Annotated in this window: 13 protein-coding genes; 7 read left to right on the plus strand and 6 right to left on the minus strand. The window is 42.9% G+C overall.

The features are described 5' to 3' along the window. Nucleotides 1-443: 443 nt before the first annotated feature. A complete protein-coding gene (locus I6E61_RS11060; protein WP_369074425.1) occupies nucleotides 444-1,007 on the minus strand; it encodes a DNA glycosylase in 564 nt (187 codons plus the stop codon). Between the two features lie 467 nt (nucleotides 1,008-1,474). Between I6E61_RS11060 and upp the strand changes: the two genes are divergently transcribed. The 4 genes from upp (at nucleotide 1,475) to I6E61_RS11080 (ending at nucleotide 5,147) form a co-directional block, all read left to right on the plus strand. Beyond that, a complete protein-coding gene (upp, locus tag I6E61_RS11065) occupies nucleotides 1,475-2,131 on the plus strand; it encodes a uracil phosphoribosyltransferase (protein WP_110923541.1) in 657 nt (218 codons plus the stop codon). Between the two features lie 95 nt (nucleotides 2,132-2,226). Next, nucleotides 2,227-2,979, plus strand: coding sequence for an SDR family NAD(P)-dependent oxidoreductase (locus I6E61_RS11070; protein ID WP_197134720.1), 753 nt, complete (start codon nucleotides 2,227-2,229; stop codon nucleotides 2,977-2,979). A 270-nt stretch (nucleotides 2,980-3,249) separates the two neighbouring features. After that, nucleotides 3,250-4,149, plus strand: coding sequence for an ABC transporter substrate-binding protein (locus tag I6E61_RS11075; RefSeq protein WP_197134723.1), 900 nt, complete (start codon nucleotides 3,250-3,252; stop codon nucleotides 4,147-4,149). A gap of 47 nt (nucleotides 4,150-4,196) precedes the next feature. Beyond that, nucleotides 4,197-5,147 (plus strand): alpha/beta fold hydrolase, encoded by a 951-nt coding sequence (locus I6E61_RS11080; protein ID WP_227685838.1) that lies wholly within the window; start codon nucleotides 4,197-4,199, stop codon nucleotides 5,145-5,147. 96 nt (nucleotides 5,148-5,243) lie between these two features. On the opposite strand, the gene I6E61_RS11085 is transcribed toward I6E61_RS11080, so the two are convergent. Genes I6E61_RS11085 through tyrS form a run of 3 tightly spaced genes read right to left on the minus strand, consistent with a single transcriptional unit; the run spans nucleotide 5,244 to nucleotide 7,479 of the window. After that, on the minus strand, nucleotides 5,244-5,474 hold the full coding sequence (locus I6E61_RS11085) for a DUF1653 domain-containing protein (protein ID WP_197134728.1): 231 nt from the start codon (nucleotides 5,472-5,474) through the stop codon (nucleotides 5,244-5,246). Between the two features lie 12 nt (nucleotides 5,475-5,486). Continuing rightward, nucleotides 5,487-6,266: a TIR domain-containing protein gene (locus I6E61_RS11090; RefSeq protein WP_197134731.1), complete on the minus strand. Its 780-nt coding sequence runs from the start codon at nucleotides 6,264-6,266 to the stop codon at nucleotides 5,487-5,489. Between the two features lies 1 nt (nucleotide 6,267). Continuing rightward, nucleotides 6,268-7,479 (minus strand): tyrosine--tRNA ligase, encoded by a 1,212-nt coding sequence (gene tyrS, locus I6E61_RS11095; protein ID WP_197134734.1) that lies wholly within the window; start codon nucleotides 7,477-7,479, stop codon nucleotides 6,268-6,270. A 231-nt stretch (nucleotides 7,480-7,710) separates the two neighbouring features. Between tyrS and I6E61_RS11100 the strand changes: the two genes are divergently transcribed. The 3 genes from I6E61_RS11100 to I6E61_RS11110 all read left to right on the plus strand — a co-directional run bounded on the left by I6E61_RS11100 (nucleotide 7,711) and on the right by I6E61_RS11110 (nucleotide 11,884). Beyond that, nucleotides 7,711-9,099, plus strand: coding sequence for an anhydro-N-acetylmuramic acid kinase (locus I6E61_RS11100; protein WP_197134737.1), 1,389 nt, complete (start codon nucleotides 7,711-7,713; stop codon nucleotides 9,097-9,099). A gap of 455 nt (nucleotides 9,100-9,554) precedes the next feature. Then, nucleotides 9,555-10,916: a beta-ketoacyl-ACP synthase II gene (gene fabF / locus I6E61_RS11105; RefSeq protein ID WP_197134739.1), complete on the plus strand. Its 1,362-nt coding sequence runs from the start codon at nucleotides 9,555-9,557 to the stop codon at nucleotides 10,914-10,916. 116 nt (nucleotides 10,917-11,032) lie between these two features. Further along, nucleotides 11,033-11,884 carry a cell envelope integrity protein TolA gene (locus tag I6E61_RS11110; RefSeq protein WP_197134742.1) on the plus strand — a complete coding sequence of 284 codons (852 nt, stop codon included), beginning with the start codon at nucleotides 11,033-11,035 and terminating at the stop codon, nucleotides 11,882-11,884. 93 nt (nucleotides 11,885-11,977) lie between these two features. Here the strand turns inward: I6E61_RS11110 and I6E61_RS11115 are convergent, their stop codons facing one another. After that, nucleotides 11,978-13,795 (minus strand): aminopeptidase P family protein, encoded by a 1,818-nt coding sequence (locus I6E61_RS11115; protein WP_197134744.1) that lies wholly within the window; start codon nucleotides 13,793-13,795, stop codon nucleotides 11,978-11,980. 497 nt (nucleotides 13,796-14,292) lie between these two features. Continuing rightward, nucleotides 14,293-15,861 carry a peptide MFS transporter gene (locus I6E61_RS11120; protein ID WP_197134747.1) on the minus strand — a complete coding sequence of 523 codons (1,569 nt, stop codon included), beginning with the start codon at nucleotides 15,859-15,861 and terminating at the stop codon, nucleotides 14,293-14,295. Nucleotides 15,862-15,866 lie beyond the last annotated feature (5 nt).

Here is a 15,866-nt window from a genome sequence, read left to right on the forward strand (position 1 = left end):
CGGCTTATCCTATTTAGCGAGCTGACTATCATATCATGTTTTAATAGTCTGTCAACTTCTTTTTTTATCTCGTTTCAGTAAGTTAACCACGTTATTTCAGTGTAATTATACACTTCCTAACTGCTAGTTCCCCCTAATGAGGTGCGTATTATAGACGCTTATTTTACTAAGTCAAGAAGTAAATTTTATTAGTTTAAAACTAATTTACTTAAGATATTCGTTGAGTGATTAACCACTTCCTAAATACCCTTCCCTTCTGACTGGGTGGCATTATACTCGGTTTGATGGCGCGGTCAAGGACTCTTATAAACTATTCTATAGTTTATAAGAGTCCCTCAGGAATACTGGCTACTTATCAAAAGGTTAGCTATGAAAATAAACTTCTCATTGTCTTAAACAGTTTTTTGGTTGAAATCATCTTCTTCTATATAGGATGATCTTTTTTATAACTTACCTATTTTTTCAAAAAATGCTCTATACGCAGCGGCTTTTTTATCTAATGATAAAGGGTATGCCCGTGAAGTTGATGGCAACCTATATAAGGTTAGATTATTCACATCAGCTTTCTTACCTGTACTTTGCCATTCATAAGGGTAATCTATACTTTGATTGGTCTTAGGATACTTGGACTTAGTAGGTGGCTCGCTTAATAAATTGAGTAGTACCTCAGTTGCCTTACCACCTGTGGTAAACAACGTTTTAACTTTTGGCACTTGTAGCAAGATATCATCTAAATCAACAGGCGTTACTACCGTTAAGTTCTTGTCAGACGCATTGCCCGTCTCACGAATGGCTTGCTTTACCGTCGGACAAGAAGCGATACCTCGGTCAAACATAAAGGCGCGAATACGTTCAGGATCAAAGCGCTTCTCGTCCCCTACTCTGAAATAATCTGCATCATCAAAAAATACAAGTCCATAGATACGCCACATATCATTATAAAAATTAGGATAGTGAAAACTCATGGCCCATTTATCACTAGTCGGTGGAAACGTGCCCATCATCATGACGGTGGCATTGGGCGGTAATACAGGTAGAAAAGGATGTGTTTCTACTTTTGCGGCATTTGTTTCGGATAAAACTGGGTTGTCATTGGTAGTATTAGTATTTTTTTGAGCACTGTCTGGTTGTTTGGTCATGATATTCTTCATCAGAAAAGTCGTTTTTTTGGTATCATAGCAGGTCTAAACACTACTACATTTATAATCACTTTATATAGTCAAATATAGTCGGCTCGAAATGTAATGATACTTTAGATGCGTTTTTGATAACATCTTAATCATACTTATGAGCCATACAGTCTTAACCTCTATCATGTCAAAAGTGTGATAGAAGCATTTGGCTACCTTGCGCATTAATTTTAATATTGATGCGTCAAATATATAGTGGACACGTGGTATGTGTTTGTATCTTTTATAATAATGGCAACCGCAGTGACTGCGCAAGCATCAGCCCCAAAATCAAGAGAGATTCTATGAGCGACTTAAATAGCGGTTTAAAAATTACGGTAATCGATCATCCACTAGTTCGTCATAAGCTCAGCCTTATGCGTGAAAAAGATTGTAGTACTTATAAGTTCCGTACATTGACCAAAGAGCTTGCGCGCTTGATGGCATATGAAGCAAGCCGGGACTTCGAGATTGAAACGTTCCCAATGGCAGGATGGTGTGGCGAAATCACTGGTGAGCAAATCATCGGTAAGACAGCAACGATTGTACCAATTTTACGTGCAGGCATCGGCATGTTGGACGGGGTGCTCGATCTGATTCCTACTGCAAAAATCTCTGTCGTAGGCTTGCAACGTGACGAAGAAACCTTACAGCCAGTACCATTTTTTGAAAAATTCGTCAGCCACATGGACAAACGCCCAGCACTTATCATCGATCCGATGCTAGCAACAGGCGGCTCTATGGTTGCGACTATTGATATGCTAAAGAAAAATGGCTGTACTAATATTAAAGCACTCGTATTAGTAGCTGCGCCTGAAGGTGTACGTGTGGTCAACGAAGCACATCCTGATGTGACTATTTATACTGCCGCATTGGATAGCCATTTGGATGAGCACGGCTATATCATTCCAGGTCTTGGCGATGCTGGTGATAAGATATTTGGTAAGCAACTAAATCAGTAACCTTTAAACTAAGGTATTCGGTTATCTTAGCAAGGCATTCGGTTATTTTAGATAGTCATGACAAAAGCATACAGTATCAATGATAAGGATATAACATGAACGTATTGATTACAGGCGCTAGCGCAGGTTTTGGTAAGGCATTGGCTGAGCGTTTGGTGGCAAAAGGCCATCGCGTGATTGGCTGTGCCAGACGCCTCGATAAGTTACAAGCTTTGGCTGCAGATTTGGGCGAGGCATTTTTACCTGTGGTCATGGATGTCAGCGATACGGCTTCTATTCCACAAATCATTGCTGACTTGCCTGACGGTTTTAACCAAATCGATGTCTTGGTTAATAATGCAGGATTGGCGCTGGGCGCTGGGCCAGCACAAGAGTCCAATCTAGATGACTGGATGCGCATGACCGATACCAATATCAAAGGGTTAATGGCCTTGACCCATGCAGTCTTGCCAGCTATGGTGGCTCGTGATAGCGGTTATATCATCAATGTTGGCTCGATTGCAGGCAGCTGGCCGTACTTTGGTGGTAACGTCTATGGCGCGACTAAAGCATTTGTAAAACAGTTCAGTCTAAACTTGCGAGCTGACTTACTTGGCACGCAAGTACGCGTGACCAATCTTGAGCCAGGTAATGTAGCGGGCACTGAGTTTTCAAATGTGCGCTATCATGGCGATGACGACAAAGCTGCCAAGGTTTATGACGGCTTCAAAACCATGACTGGTGACGATGTTGGCGATATTTTATTATGGTTGATTGAGTCGCCTGCACATATCAACGTGAACCGCTTAGAAGTGATGCCAGTTGCGCAAACGTATAATGGCTTAACCATTGCAAAAAATGATGGTTAGTTAACACAAGTAAATAGTAGGTTTACCATTAGGCGGCAATACTTTATCGATAACAGATACGGTATTGCCGCCTAATTTTTTGCTGCTTTATCATTATGAGTTTTATCACTACTATAGACGTAAGATGATCGAGCATTAACTGTCATAACCACTTTTATTTTATGCTATGGTCAGCTCTCTTACTCTTTGACACTCTCAGTTATCGAGAGGCTAAACCATCAAGACCATCGCTCATCAATACTGTTATTTATTAAACTATAAGGACATTTTATGGCTAATACGCCGCTCACTCTGACGCTAGAATGGTTTTTAAATCCAGATCACCTGCCTTTTATTGCGGGCATTCATACTGGCGCCTATTCTGATGCAGGGCTTGATATCAAAATGATAGAGCCAACTGAACATTATGATGGCTTTGCAGAATTAGAAGCAGGCAATATTGATTTACACGTGAACGAACCGATTCACTTATTCGAGCATTATTTTGAAGACTTAAAAGCATTGGGCTGTTTTTTTGTGACGGATGGTGGCGTGCTTATCAAGCAAAGCAGCCTTGATAAATTGCATCAGAACCAACCGATTCGTATTACAACACCTGCCTCAAACCCTATTACCAATAAAATTGGCTTTGAGATTTTAAGCCGTTATGCCAAGAAAAATGGTTTTGTGTTAGATGTCGCTAATGTCAGTTTTGTAGAGACCGATTTTCAGCACTTAGAAAACTTACAAAAGGGTGATGAAGCAGGCGAATTTGATGGCGCATGGTTGTGCTTCTATAACTTTGAAGGTATTGAGGCCAATCATACAGGGCTTGACTATACCTTTATTGATCAGCACTTATCACCGTATCCCAACTTTTCGGCATTGGAGCTGATGACCACCCACAGTATTTGGGAAGAAAAGTCAGAAGCGTTGACACAGTTTGTATCCGTCAGTACAGCAATGGCGCAGTTGTGTATCGACAATCCCGAACAAGCACTCACTATTTATTATGCCTATACAGATGAGACACCATCGGCATTGATGGACGACATTATCAACGACACTTTGAAGCGCTTGATAGCACCTATCCAACCAGATGCCGAACGTTGGACCGCCCTACGTGAGATGCTATCAACATTAGATATTGCTAACATTAGTGATGCTAACTACGCCAAACTCTGGCAGTAGTATAGTTAAATCCATATAAATCCCATATGTTCAAAGCGACGTTCAACATGGCATTCAAAATACCTGAGCAATACCAACTGCAAACCACTCATGTGACAGCGACTGACGGTACGATGATACCGATATCTGTGATTGGCAAAGGTCAACCTGTGCTGCTATTACATGCTTTTGGTATGGATGCACGGCAGTTTTTGCCGTTTATATTATCCCTGACCCGACAATACTGCTTTTATTTGCCGCATTTTCGTGGTTTTGGTTTGGCCAGTGATTTGACGTTACCAACGTTTGACTTTATTGAACAATATGCAGAAGACACACAGCAAGTGGTACAGCATATTCGTCAACAGACAACCGTAGACGCCTTACCTATTGCTGCGATATCGATGGGTGCATTGGTCATGTGGGCATACTTTAAGCGTTTTGGTCATGACAGTGTCAGCCGCTATCTGAATATTGACCAATCGCCTCTTATCCATAATCAGCCCGACTGGCAAGATGGCGGCGTCTTTAGTACACGTCAGACAGAATTATTTGCTCAGTTTACGCGGTTAATTTCTCATGCTGAGCCATATATGCACGTTGATGATTTTCGTCATCTACCCTATCGATTAAAAGCAGATTTGTTGGATATAGAGCGCTCGTTTTCACTGCTCTCTGTCAGCACCAAACCTTCACAGGTATTGACGAAAACCTTGAGCTATCGAGCACCGCACAAAATCTCATTAATGAAGCACGCAACATGGCAACATAAACTACGCTGTCTATCTGCCTATGTTGCGCTGCCCTATGACTACCGCGACGTTTTGCCAACGGTAACTATTCCAATCACCTTGTTAATTGGTGGACGCTCGCAGTTGTATGATCCAAAACGGCAACAACAGTTGCTTGAGTTACTGCCCAACGCCACTGCAACGGTTTTACCGAAATCTGGTCATGCGGTGCCAATGGATGCGCCTGTGGCTTTTTATCAGGTGTTAAAGCAGTTTTTGCATCATTAACCCTTAAGATATTGGTCTAAGTAGACATAAAAAAGCGACTTTGAAAGTCGCTTTTTTGTTGAGTCAGCTGTGAGATGTGTTCGCAGAAAACTGAAACTAATCGTTTAAGTCTTTGATTAATTCAAACCGTGGCACTTGCTTACCATCTACCATGACGGTTTCAGTAAACATCGTTAAAGGACGAACCCACACGCCATATTCACCGTATAGGCAACGATAAACCACTAGCGATTCTTCGGTTTCTGAATGCTGCGCGGTATGCAACACTTGATAAAGGCTGCCTTTATAATGGCGGTAGATGCCTTGCCGAACTGTCTTGTCTGTCATTATTACATCCAATTAGTCAATTTTGTTCATATCAACATCATAGCCAGAGCTTTTCATTTCTCTAGCAATGCTATATTTCCAAGCTCCACCTGTGTCCATAGGCTTATAGACTACACCTGATATATCATTGGGAATTTCGACATTACCTTTCACAAGTGCAACAACATTCGCTCGACCAATCTTACCGATTAAGAGTCCATGTTCAAAAATAACATTTTGCCTTGCTCTTGGTTTGAATTCTTCTAGTTTAGACTTAATAACTCCGCCGATGTCACACTCAGTATAGAGAACGATAGCAAAACCTACATCCGTATGTTTTTCTAACTTCTCTATAATTGTAGCACCAGAGTCTACTTGCTCATGGAGGATAACAGCTTCAAAACCAATTTTTTCAATAAACCTTGCTACTTCATTTTTCGCGCCATCATCGTGACCGTGAACGATAAAGACTTTTGAGCACTTACTCTGATTATCAAAAGCGGACATAATTTGTCCCCCTGTTAGTTTTTTAGAAATATTGACATCATAAACTAAAGTATTGACTAGATTTTCCAGCTTCTCTTTACCTTCTTGCCACTTTATTTCTTTGTCAGATCCAGTCGCACTACAGTTGATACCTTTTAAAAGGTATCTGATCGCATAAAGCTCATTTATATATTTCACTTTAGAATCAAAAAACTTCTCAACTATAACACTGACTCTAGAATAGAGCTTTTCAGCTCTTCTAGAATCATCATATTGTAACTCTATAATTTCTTTGCTTATCTCTTCAAGTATTGAAATCTTATCCATATTATCCAACAGTCACTTTCGCATAGGCTTTTTTGCCTGCTTGGATAACCACGGTTTGCCCAGAAGTTAAGTTGAAACCTGCATCAACCACATCGCCATCTACTTTTACTACGCCGCGTTTTACCATGTCTTTGGCAGATGAACTATTTTTCGCAAGCCCAGATTGATTCAGTACTTGAGTGATAAACAGTGCATCCTGACCTTCTAGATCTACCGTTACTTCTGGCAAATCGATTGGCAATTCGCCATCAGCCAACACATTACCCGCTGATTTGTGCGCATTGGCAGCGGCATCAGCATCATGGAAACGCTCGATTAACTCTTCCGCTAGAATACGTTTGATTTCCTGTGGATTACGACCATTTTCCATTTCTGCCAGTAGACCTTCGACTTCATCCATTGGTTTAAAGCTTAAAAATTCATAATAGCGGCGAATTAATGTATCTGGCATAGATAAGATTTTTTGATACATCGTGCCCGGTGCGTCATAAATGGCCACGTAGTTATTTAAAGACTTAGACATTTTATTAACGCCATCCAAGCCTTCCAAAATTGGTACGGTAATACATACTTGTTGCCCTTGACCATAACGGCCTTGCAACGTACGACCCATCAATAGGTTAAAGGTCTGATCGGTACCACCAAGCTCAACATCGGCTTTCAGCGCGATAGAATCATAGCCTTGCACGAGCGGATACAAAAACTCATGGATCGAGATTGGGGTCTGTGAGGCATAACGCTTAGAGAAATCATCACGCTCAAGCATACGCGAAACGGTTTGCTGACTGGCAAGCTGAATCATATCTGCCGCTGACATATCGTTAAACCATTCTGAGTTAAAAACTACACGGGTTTTTTCTTTGTCTAAGATTTTAAATACTTGCTCAGCATAGGTCGTGGCATTGGCTTTAATTTGCTCATCAGTCAATGGCGGACGCGTGCTGTTTTTGCCAGAAGGATCACCAATCTTGGCCGTATAGTCACCAATTAAGAAATAAATCTCATGACCTAAGTCTTGAAAGTGCTTAAGCTTATTGATTAGTACGGTATGACCTAAATGCAGGTCAGGTGCAGTAGGATCAAAGCCTGCCTTGATACGCAATGGACGGTTTAGCTTAAGCTTCGCCACTAAATCCTCTTCAGATAGGATTTCTTGTGTTCCGCGTTGGATAAGAGCAAGTTGTTCTTCTAGGGTGTAAGTTTGCGTGGTCATGATGATCTCTTTATTGTCTTTATTAAGGGTTAAACGTTTGGGCTATTTATACTAAATGTTACTAAACCAAAAAATACGATGAGCGGTGGCAAACTCGTTTAGTCTACTAAATACAGGACTTACACTCATTTTCCTTGCTGCTCTGATTTTGGGAATGGTATTAAGGTCTCGTAGCCTGCAAAAGATGTTAGAATTTGACGGATATACTAGCGTTTTTTAAGGTAAATTGCCATGACCAACCCCGCATCGATTGCTGATACTCGACACAATACTCATCCAGATTTAGAGATGGACAGTGATTTGGATAATAGCTTGGAAAATATTGACGATTTAAATTATGCCACACTTACTGAGGCACTTGAGCAGACTGTGTTTGAAAACTTCGATGATGGCTTATATATCGGCATGATGTCGGGCACCAGTTTGGACGGTATGGATGCCGTTCTTTGTCAATTCGGTACAGATACTGGTAATGAAGAAGAAACGCAGCAGCCCATGCGCTTGTTAGCTTCTTATAGTCAAGACTTCCCACCGCGACTGCGTGAAGTATTGTTAGCATTATGTCAGCCCAACGGTGTTCAGGCATTAACACCCACAGCTGACGAACCAAATAGCGAGCTGGACTGGTTCGGCTGGGCAAGTCGCGAGTATGGTGAGTTTGCAAGTGAGGTGGTCAATACGTTATTAAAACAAGCCGATACCGATGTAGAGTTGGTGCTAGCCATTGGCTGTCATGGTCAGACTGTGCGCCATCGTCCGCAGATGGGCTTTAGCTTACAGTTACTCGATGCCAATATCATCGCTGAGCGTACAGGTATCAGTGTGGTTAGCGATTTTCGACGCCGTGATATGGCCGTTGGTGGTCAAGGTGCGCCATTGGTTCCAGCCTTTCATCAAGCACTGTTTGCCACGCCTGACAGTACTCGCGTGTTATTGAACTTGGGCGGCATTGCTAATATCACTGTCTTGCCAGCGACTTCTACTAACTCATCAAATCAACCAGACAGTATCATAGGTAATGTTGTAGATAATGGCGTTGTGGGTTACGACACTGGCCCTGCCAACTTACTATTGGATGCATGGACAGCGTTGCATACGAATAAAGGTTATGATGCGGGTGGTGCATGGGCGCAGTCTGGTCAAGTCATTGAGCCGCTGCTCAACCAGCTGTTGGTACATCCGTTTTTTGCAAAACCTTATCCCAAAAGTACTGGGCGTGAAGACTTTAACTTAGCATGGCTGCAAGAAGAGCTACAAAAATTCGAACAAGCATCTGCTATCATTCGTTATTCGTCAGCAGATGTACAGGCTACACTCACTGAACTGACGGCCATCAGTGCGAGTGCGCAAATTAATCAATTTATCGACGCTAATAAAAATACTGCGGTATATGTCTGCGGTGGCGGTGCATTGAATGGCTATTTAATGACACGCTTGCAGGTACACCTTCCTCATTGCACAATAGAAATGACTGCGAGCTTGGGACTGGATCCAACGTGGGTAGAAGCCGTTGCTTTTGCATGGCTAGCAAGACAAACATTGATGGGTGAAACAGGTAATTTGCCAGCAGTGACGGGTGCAAGTAAAAACGTGGTGTTGGGACAAGTCTGTTTTGCGTAGCAGATTTCATTACTATACTGCAGGTCTCACTAATGTCTGTTGTTATTACCAGTCCAATAGAACATGGTTATATTGATATCAATGTACCCAGTATAAGTTATACATGAGTATATTTAGCGAGACGACAACATAATGTCTTTACCTTAGATAGTAACGGCCTTATCGTGGATAAACTACATAGTCAAAGTATAGGCAGTCATCAGCAATACCTTTATACTATTAAAGCAATAGATAGCTAAAGCAGCAGGTAGCCTTTGATACACTCGTTAGGCTTCGCAAGTACACTACACTTAAGTTTACATATGTACACTTAAGTGTTTTATAATGGTTGTAAAAATGCATGTATGACGCTATAAATAGTATAACGCGACAGTAACAAACGATATGACGACAGCGCAATCAAATAATATCAGAAAAAACCATCCTTTTAGGAACGCAAGTACAGGACATATAGCATGAGCCAAGACATCAATACAGCCACATCACCGACGACGACTGGCACAAAGCGCCGTCCAAAAAAGCCTCATTATGAGCGCGATGATGACACTCGAGTGGTCGTTACCGGTATGGGAGCTATCACCCCACTGGGCCTAGATCTTGAGAGCACATGGACCAAACTTCTGAATGGCGAAAGTGGTATCGTACCCATCACTCACTTTGATGCCACAGAATACCGCGCTCAAATTGCCGGTGTGGTCAAAGACTTCGATGCCAAGCAATATATGAATGCAAAAGATGCGCGCCGCTATGATGAGTTTATGCATTATGCCATCGGCGCAACTACCATGGCCTTACATAATGCTGGCTTCATCGATGAGATTGGTGCAGCTGATGCGCCCGTTAAAAATGTCGATCAAGAACGTTTTGGCGTGATTATTGGGTCAGGTATTGGCGGTATTCAAACCATCGAAAACAGCTGTGCGACGCTCAATGCTCACGGGCCAAAAAAAGTATCGCCTTTTATTATTCCTGGCTCTATTGTGAATATGGCAGCTGGTCTTGTAGCCATCAAACATAAACTAAAAGGCCCTAACCTTGCTACATCGACAGCCTGTACAACTTCAACACACGCCATTGGTTTAGCAGCGCGATTGATTGCACATGGTGATGCCGATGTCATGCTGGCAGGTGGTAGCGAAAAAGGCTCAAGTCCTTTAGGTATGTCTGGTTTTGCCGCGATGCATGCGTTATCAACGCGCAATGATGAGCCTACCAAAGCCTCTCGTCCATTTGATAAAGACCGTGATGGTTTTGTACTCGGTGATGGTGCTGGCGTAATGGTATTAGAGAGCCTTGCTCATGCTAAAGCACGTGGTGCAACGATATTGGCAGAACTGGTTGGGTTTGGCATGAGTGATGACGCCAGCCACATTACCTCGCCACCAGAAGATGGTAGCGGTGCTGCCCGTGCCATGCAAAATGCGATTCATGATGCGGGTATCGAGCCTTCTGTAGTTGGTTACGTCAATGCACATGGTACCAGTACACCTGCTGGCGATGTCGCCGAATCACTGGCTATCGAAACCGTCTTTTCAGCAGTTAAAGACACTATATTGGTCAGCTCCACCAAGTCTATGACAGGCCATTTGCTTGGTGCTGCGGGCGGTATTGAAGCTATTTTCACTGTAATGGCGCTTCAGCATCAGCATGTACCACCTACCATTAACTTAGATAATCTCGAAGACAATTGCAACCTTGACTATGTTGCCAACCAATCTCGTAAAGTTGAAAACCTACAATACGCTGTTTCGAACAGCTTTGGCTTTGGTGGCACCAATGGCTCACTAGTCTTTGCACGTTGGCCTAACAATGACTAGGGCATAAAAGCGCATAATGAGATGCGTTGTAACCTTGGTGTCAGATTTACTACGTTTGTCCACTTGCAGCCCCTTATCTTACTTGCGTATGATAAGGGGTAATTTTTGGAACATTTATGGAAGATACCATGTCAAGCTACTCATTTTCCCATCAGTTTTATCAACGCTGGACGTGTGCGCCTGAACCCATCCGCGCAGCTATTACCCAAGAGCTAAAAGACATTACCACTTTACTGCAAAGCGATACACCCTTTGAGAGCTTTGAATTTCAAACCCATGATTTGGATGCTCATATTGATGAGCTTTATGAAAACCACGAAGCCGAGCAAGCCATTGCAAAGGCCATTGCTGATAAACAAGAGCAAGCACGCGCAGCCGCCGAACAACAACGTATCGAAGAAGCACAGAAAATAAAAGCGGCAGAGGATGCCAAGCTCAAAGAAGAAGCTAAATTAAAAGAAGAGGCCAAACTGCGTGAAGAAGCAGAGGCCGCACAAAAAGAACAAGAAAAGAATGCAGCAATAGCCGCTGATAAGAACAATGATAAGTCAGTAGTAGCAGTTGAGACAAATACTGAAAACAACGCTAATAGTAGCATCCCTGATAGCTCTGAAAAAAATAATACCAAAAGTGTGGCTACTGAAAATCCTACGCCGAACCATAAAACCATTAGCGAACATGCGAACGCTGTTGAAGACAATACGGTTAATAATGATAGCAGCGTTAAAAATGATAGCGCTATTAAAGCCATCAACGATAAAGCCAGTAATGCCATCAAGTTGGCATTAAAAGACGCCAAACTGAGTACCACGCATCAAGAACTGATCCGTGAACTTGAGGTACAAATTGATGATTACCTCAGTGAGCAAATGATGCTGATGTCTGAAAACTTAAAGTCTTGGCTACATGCTGAAGTCATCCAAAATCTAAGCGATCAAGATAAATCACAGACCAATAAAGAATCATAACGAAGCTAAATGCTGCGTTCCGATAACGGAAAAGCCCTGTAAATGATTTACAGGGCTTTTTCTATTTTAGATTCGCAGATATAGGCCTTTACTTTAAATAGCCTGCGTACGCTCAGTTAACCACTCAAGTGCTGCACCGTCGACACGGTCTTTTAGCTCCGCATAAACTTGGCTGTGATAATCGTTGAGCCAGTCAATCTCTACTTGATTCAACAATGACGACTCAATCAAACGAGTATCAATCGGACAGTAAGTAACGGTTTCAAAGTTTAAGAATTTACCAAACTCTGTCTCGGTAGGGCTTGCCACACGCGTATTAACCATTAGATTTTCAATGCGAATACCCCACTTGCCTTCACGGTATAGACCTGGCTCATTACTTGAAATCATACCTTCTTTCATGGCACGCTCTTTCGGCGTACTCGCGTTATAAGCAATGACTTGTGGACCTTCGTGGACATTTAAGAAGTAACCAACCCCATGACCGGTACCATGACCATAGTCCATCTGTGCCTGCCATAGAGGCGCACGGCAAATGGCATCGATTAATGGTGAAGCGATACCGTCAGGGAAATGCGCTTTTGCCAATGCAATATGGGCTTTTAGCACTGTGGTAAAGTCGCGTTTATGCTCAGAACTGACTTGTCCGATACCGACCACGCGAGTGATATCAGTCGTGCCATTTTGGTATTGCGCGCCTGAGTCAATCAGTAGCAATCCGCCCTCGCCCTCGGCCACATCAAGATAGCTGAATTTTTCTGGTGTTGCGCGGTAATGTGGCAGCGCACCGTTTTCATTAAAACCTGCAATCGTTGGAAAGCTTGGCGATACATAGTGTGGCTGCTGACTACGTACATCGATTAGCATGCTATCCACGTCTAACTCACTCAAACGCTCACCGTTTGCTAAGCGCTGCTCAAATGTCGCAAAAAACTCAGCTAAGGCAGCACCATCTTGACGCATGGCTTCACGCACATGATCGATATCAGCATCAGCTTTAACAGATTTAAGTAGCGTACTTGGCGCCATTTGCTCAATAAAGCCGATACCGTCTGCCATCTTCGATAGCGTACCGACTGCAACCTTACTTGGATCTAATAACAATAAGTCTTCTGGCGTCAACGCGCTCAATGCCTCTTGTACTGCATCATAATCAGCAATCGTGATGCCGCTATCTTTTAGGGCTGTGGCGATATCAGCACTGACTTTATTGTTATCGATAAACAATGTCGCGTCATTTTCACTGATGAGCATGTGTGACAAAAACACAGGGTTGTAATCAACATCAGCACCGCGTAAGTTGGTCAACCATGCGATGTCATCTAAACTTGAGAGTAAATGATGCGTCGCTCCTGCCTCTGCCATACCTGCACGCACGGCGGCAAGTTTTGAGGTGGCAGACTGAGCAAGAAATTGTTCATCATGAGCATACAACTTGGCAGCTGGTAGCGCTGGACGATCTGTCCATATTTCTGTCAACACGTCACGTTCAGTAATTAAAGTAATGTCATTGGCATCAAATGCGTTCAACAATCGGTCCTGCTCAGCGATAGACAACACATTGCCATCGACTGCCACACTATCACCTTCTTGCAAATGCTCAGCTAACCAATCAATATGATTGGGCTGACCTGGAGCCAGCTTCTCTAAAGTAATACCCGTGCCGTCTAACTGATCAGCAGCGTGTACCCAATAACGACTGTCTGTCCACAGACCAGCAAAATCAGCAGTCACGACGAGCGTACCGACCGAACCTGTGAATCCTGACAGCCATAAGCGTGCTTGCCAATATTCAGGCAAGTACTCAGATAAATGTGGATCGGCAGATGGGACGATAATCGCTGTCAGGTCTTGTGCAGCTATGGTCTGACGCAGACTATCGATACGATCATGGATGATTTGTTTATTCATTAAAAGTGTCCTTATTAGAGGTAGAGCAATTAATTCGAAAGAAATTAGTTCTAGAAATTATTACTGTGCGGCGGCTATGGATAGTCGTCTTATTCGAGCGGAAAAATTTTAAGCAGTCATTGACCGATTATTATTAGAGTTATAGTCAATTACATTCAATCATTTAAGAGTTAAAGGTTTGCCAATAACCAGATACAGGAAACTACCTATGGTTAAAGCAGAATCGTATCACAACAGCACACCATTAGATGTTTGGGCAGATAGCAGGGTTTCAATGGCGCAAGAGAAATATCTCTCCAATTAAAACAATAAAACGTGCTACCAATTATGGTAACACGTCTCATCATACGTCACTTGTGCTGTTATTATTCACAAATGTACATCAGCCTATAGTTAATCCAAAATAATATCGATACAAGGAAACCGAGTGCAAGCTATACATTCGTATGGTTAGCGAGGTTGACACTGTAGCGGTTTTATAGTGGATTAACTATACCTTATTGCTTGGCTAGCTGTTTCTCACGCTCACTATCTTTAAGCATTTTATTGATAGGTTTTGCTAATATCAGCAAGAATATCGCGGTAACCACCAAGAATATTGTCATGGTTGTAAATAGACCTGGCAACCCTTCGATTTTGTCAGCTGATACATGACCACCAAAGAAAGCTGCAACCAAGTTACCCATTGCGATAGAAGCAAAGAATAGCCCCATCATTTGACCCTGCATACCCTCTGGCGCCAGCTTAGTCATTGCAGACAAACCAACTGGGCTAAGTGCTAACTCACCCAACGTTAATAGCAACAGACTACCAACCAACCATAGTGGCGACGCTAAGCCAGCACCAGGCGCTAAGATGCTTTTTGAAGCAAAAATCATTAAGGCAAAACCTGCCGCTGCGAGTAGCATACCCAGTGCAAACTTAGCCATACTGCTAGGCTCAAGACCTCGGTTACCAAGCTTGACCCAGATGATACTGATGATGGGTGCCAATATTAAAATAAATAAAGGATTCAACGACTGGAACCAAATGCTCGGTACATCAAACCCTAATACATTCAAATCGGTATAACGATCAGCAAACAAGTTAAAAGACGTTGGTTGCTGCTCAAAGCTCGACCAAAACAGCGTCGAACCAATAATTAAGATAAAGCAAATCAACAAACGCAGCTTGTCTGTCTTATCCAGCTTAGGTGAAATGAACATAATAGCAAAGTACAGGATGACCACCCCAGCAATTATATAAGTCATATACTCTGCGACCATCTCAGGATTGAACGATATCATTCCTGTAGAAACCAATAGCACTACGGCGACTAATAGCGCTAAAAAACCAGCGACCCAGCGACCGACATTTTTGTATTGATCATTGGATTTTTCCCACTCGGCAGTGATACCTTTAGCTCGTGCATAACGCGTCAAGTTCTTTTGCGCGACGAAACGATAGATGAGCAATGAGACCAGCATACCCAAGCCACCAACGCCGAAGCCGACATGCCACATACCTTTTTCTTTGAATACACCAACGATCAGCGCAGCCAATAACGCGCCGATGTTAATACCCATATAGAACAAGGTAAAACCGCCATCACGGCGAGAGTCACCTTTGGGGTATAAAGCCCCCACCATCACTGAGATACAGGTCTTAAATAATCCTGAGCCCAAGACGATACAGATTAAACCGACAAAGAACAGTGTCATGCCAAACATAGAGGAGAGTGCAATACACAAATGACCAAGGGCAATAATAATACTGCCCCACCACAGTGCTCTCTCCTGACCTAGCCAGTTATCCGCTAGCCAGCCCCCAGGTACAGCAGCCAAGTACAACGAACCCGCGAAAATACCATAGATAGCAGAAGCGGTGACTTCATCAAAGCCAAAACCACCACTACCTACCGTCGCCACCATAAATAAGACCAGTAGCGGGCGAATACTATAATAAGAAAACCGCTCCCACATCTCAGTGAAAAACAATGGACGTAGCGGCGTTGGATGCCCCATAAAGCCAGTATCTAGTGCGTCTAATTCAGCAGCATGAGCCCCCGATCGTGTTTCTGTGCCCATAACTT

The sequence above is a fragment of the Psychrobacter sp. NZS113 genome, assembly GCF_015864825.1.
Classification (GTDB): domain Bacteria; phylum Pseudomonadota; class Gammaproteobacteria; order Pseudomonadales; family Moraxellaceae; genus Psychrobacter.

What these genes read in the sequence shown, in the direction of transcription:
- I6E61_RS11110 (WP_197134742.1), top strand. Translation starts at nt 11,033, where the DNA reads ATGGAAGATACCATGTCAAGCTACTCATTTTCCCATCAGTTTTATCAA.
- upp (WP_110923541.1), top strand. Translation starts at nt 1,475, where the DNA reads ATGAGCGACTTAAATAGCGGTTTAAAAATTACGGTAATCGATCATCCA.
- I6E61_RS11085 (WP_197134728.1), bottom strand. Translation starts at nt 5,474, where the DNA reads ATGACAGACAAGACAGTTCGGCAAGGCATCTACCGCCATTATAAAGGC.
- I6E61_RS11100 (WP_197134737.1), top strand. Translation starts at nt 7,711, where the DNA reads ATGACCAACCCCGCATCGATTGCTGATACTCGACACAATACTCATCCA.
- I6E61_RS11090 (WP_197134731.1), bottom strand. Translation starts at nt 6,266, where the DNA reads ATGGATAAGATTTCAATACTTGAAGAGATAAGCAAAGAAATTATAGAG.
- I6E61_RS11115 (WP_197134744.1), bottom strand. Translation starts at nt 13,795, where the DNA reads ATGAATAAACAAATCATCCATGATCGTATCGATAGTCTGCGTCAGACC.
- I6E61_RS11070 (WP_197134720.1), top strand. Translation starts at nt 2,227, where the DNA reads ATGAACGTATTGATTACAGGCGCTAGCGCAGGTTTTGGTAAGGCATTG.
- tyrS (WP_197134734.1), bottom strand. Translation starts at nt 7,479, where the DNA reads ATGACCACGCAAACTTACACCCTAGAAGAACAACTTGCTCTTATCCAA.
- I6E61_RS11120 (WP_197134747.1), bottom strand. Translation starts at nt 15,861, where the DNA reads ATGGGCACAGAAACACGATCGGGGGCTCATGCTGCTGAATTAGACGCA.
- fabF (WP_197134739.1), top strand. Translation starts at nt 9,555, where the DNA reads ATGAGCCAAGACATCAATACAGCCACATCACCGACGACGACTGGCACA.
- I6E61_RS11060 (WP_369074425.1), bottom strand. Translation starts at nt 1,007, where the DNA reads ATGATGATGGGCACGTTTCCACCGACTAGTGATAAATGGGCCATGAGT.
- I6E61_RS11080 (WP_227685838.1), top strand. Translation starts at nt 4,197, where the DNA reads ATGGCATTCAAAATACCTGAGCAATACCAACTGCAAACCACTCATGTG.
- I6E61_RS11075 (WP_197134723.1), top strand. Translation starts at nt 3,250, where the DNA reads ATGGCTAATACGCCGCTCACTCTGACGCTAGAATGGTTTTTAAATCCA.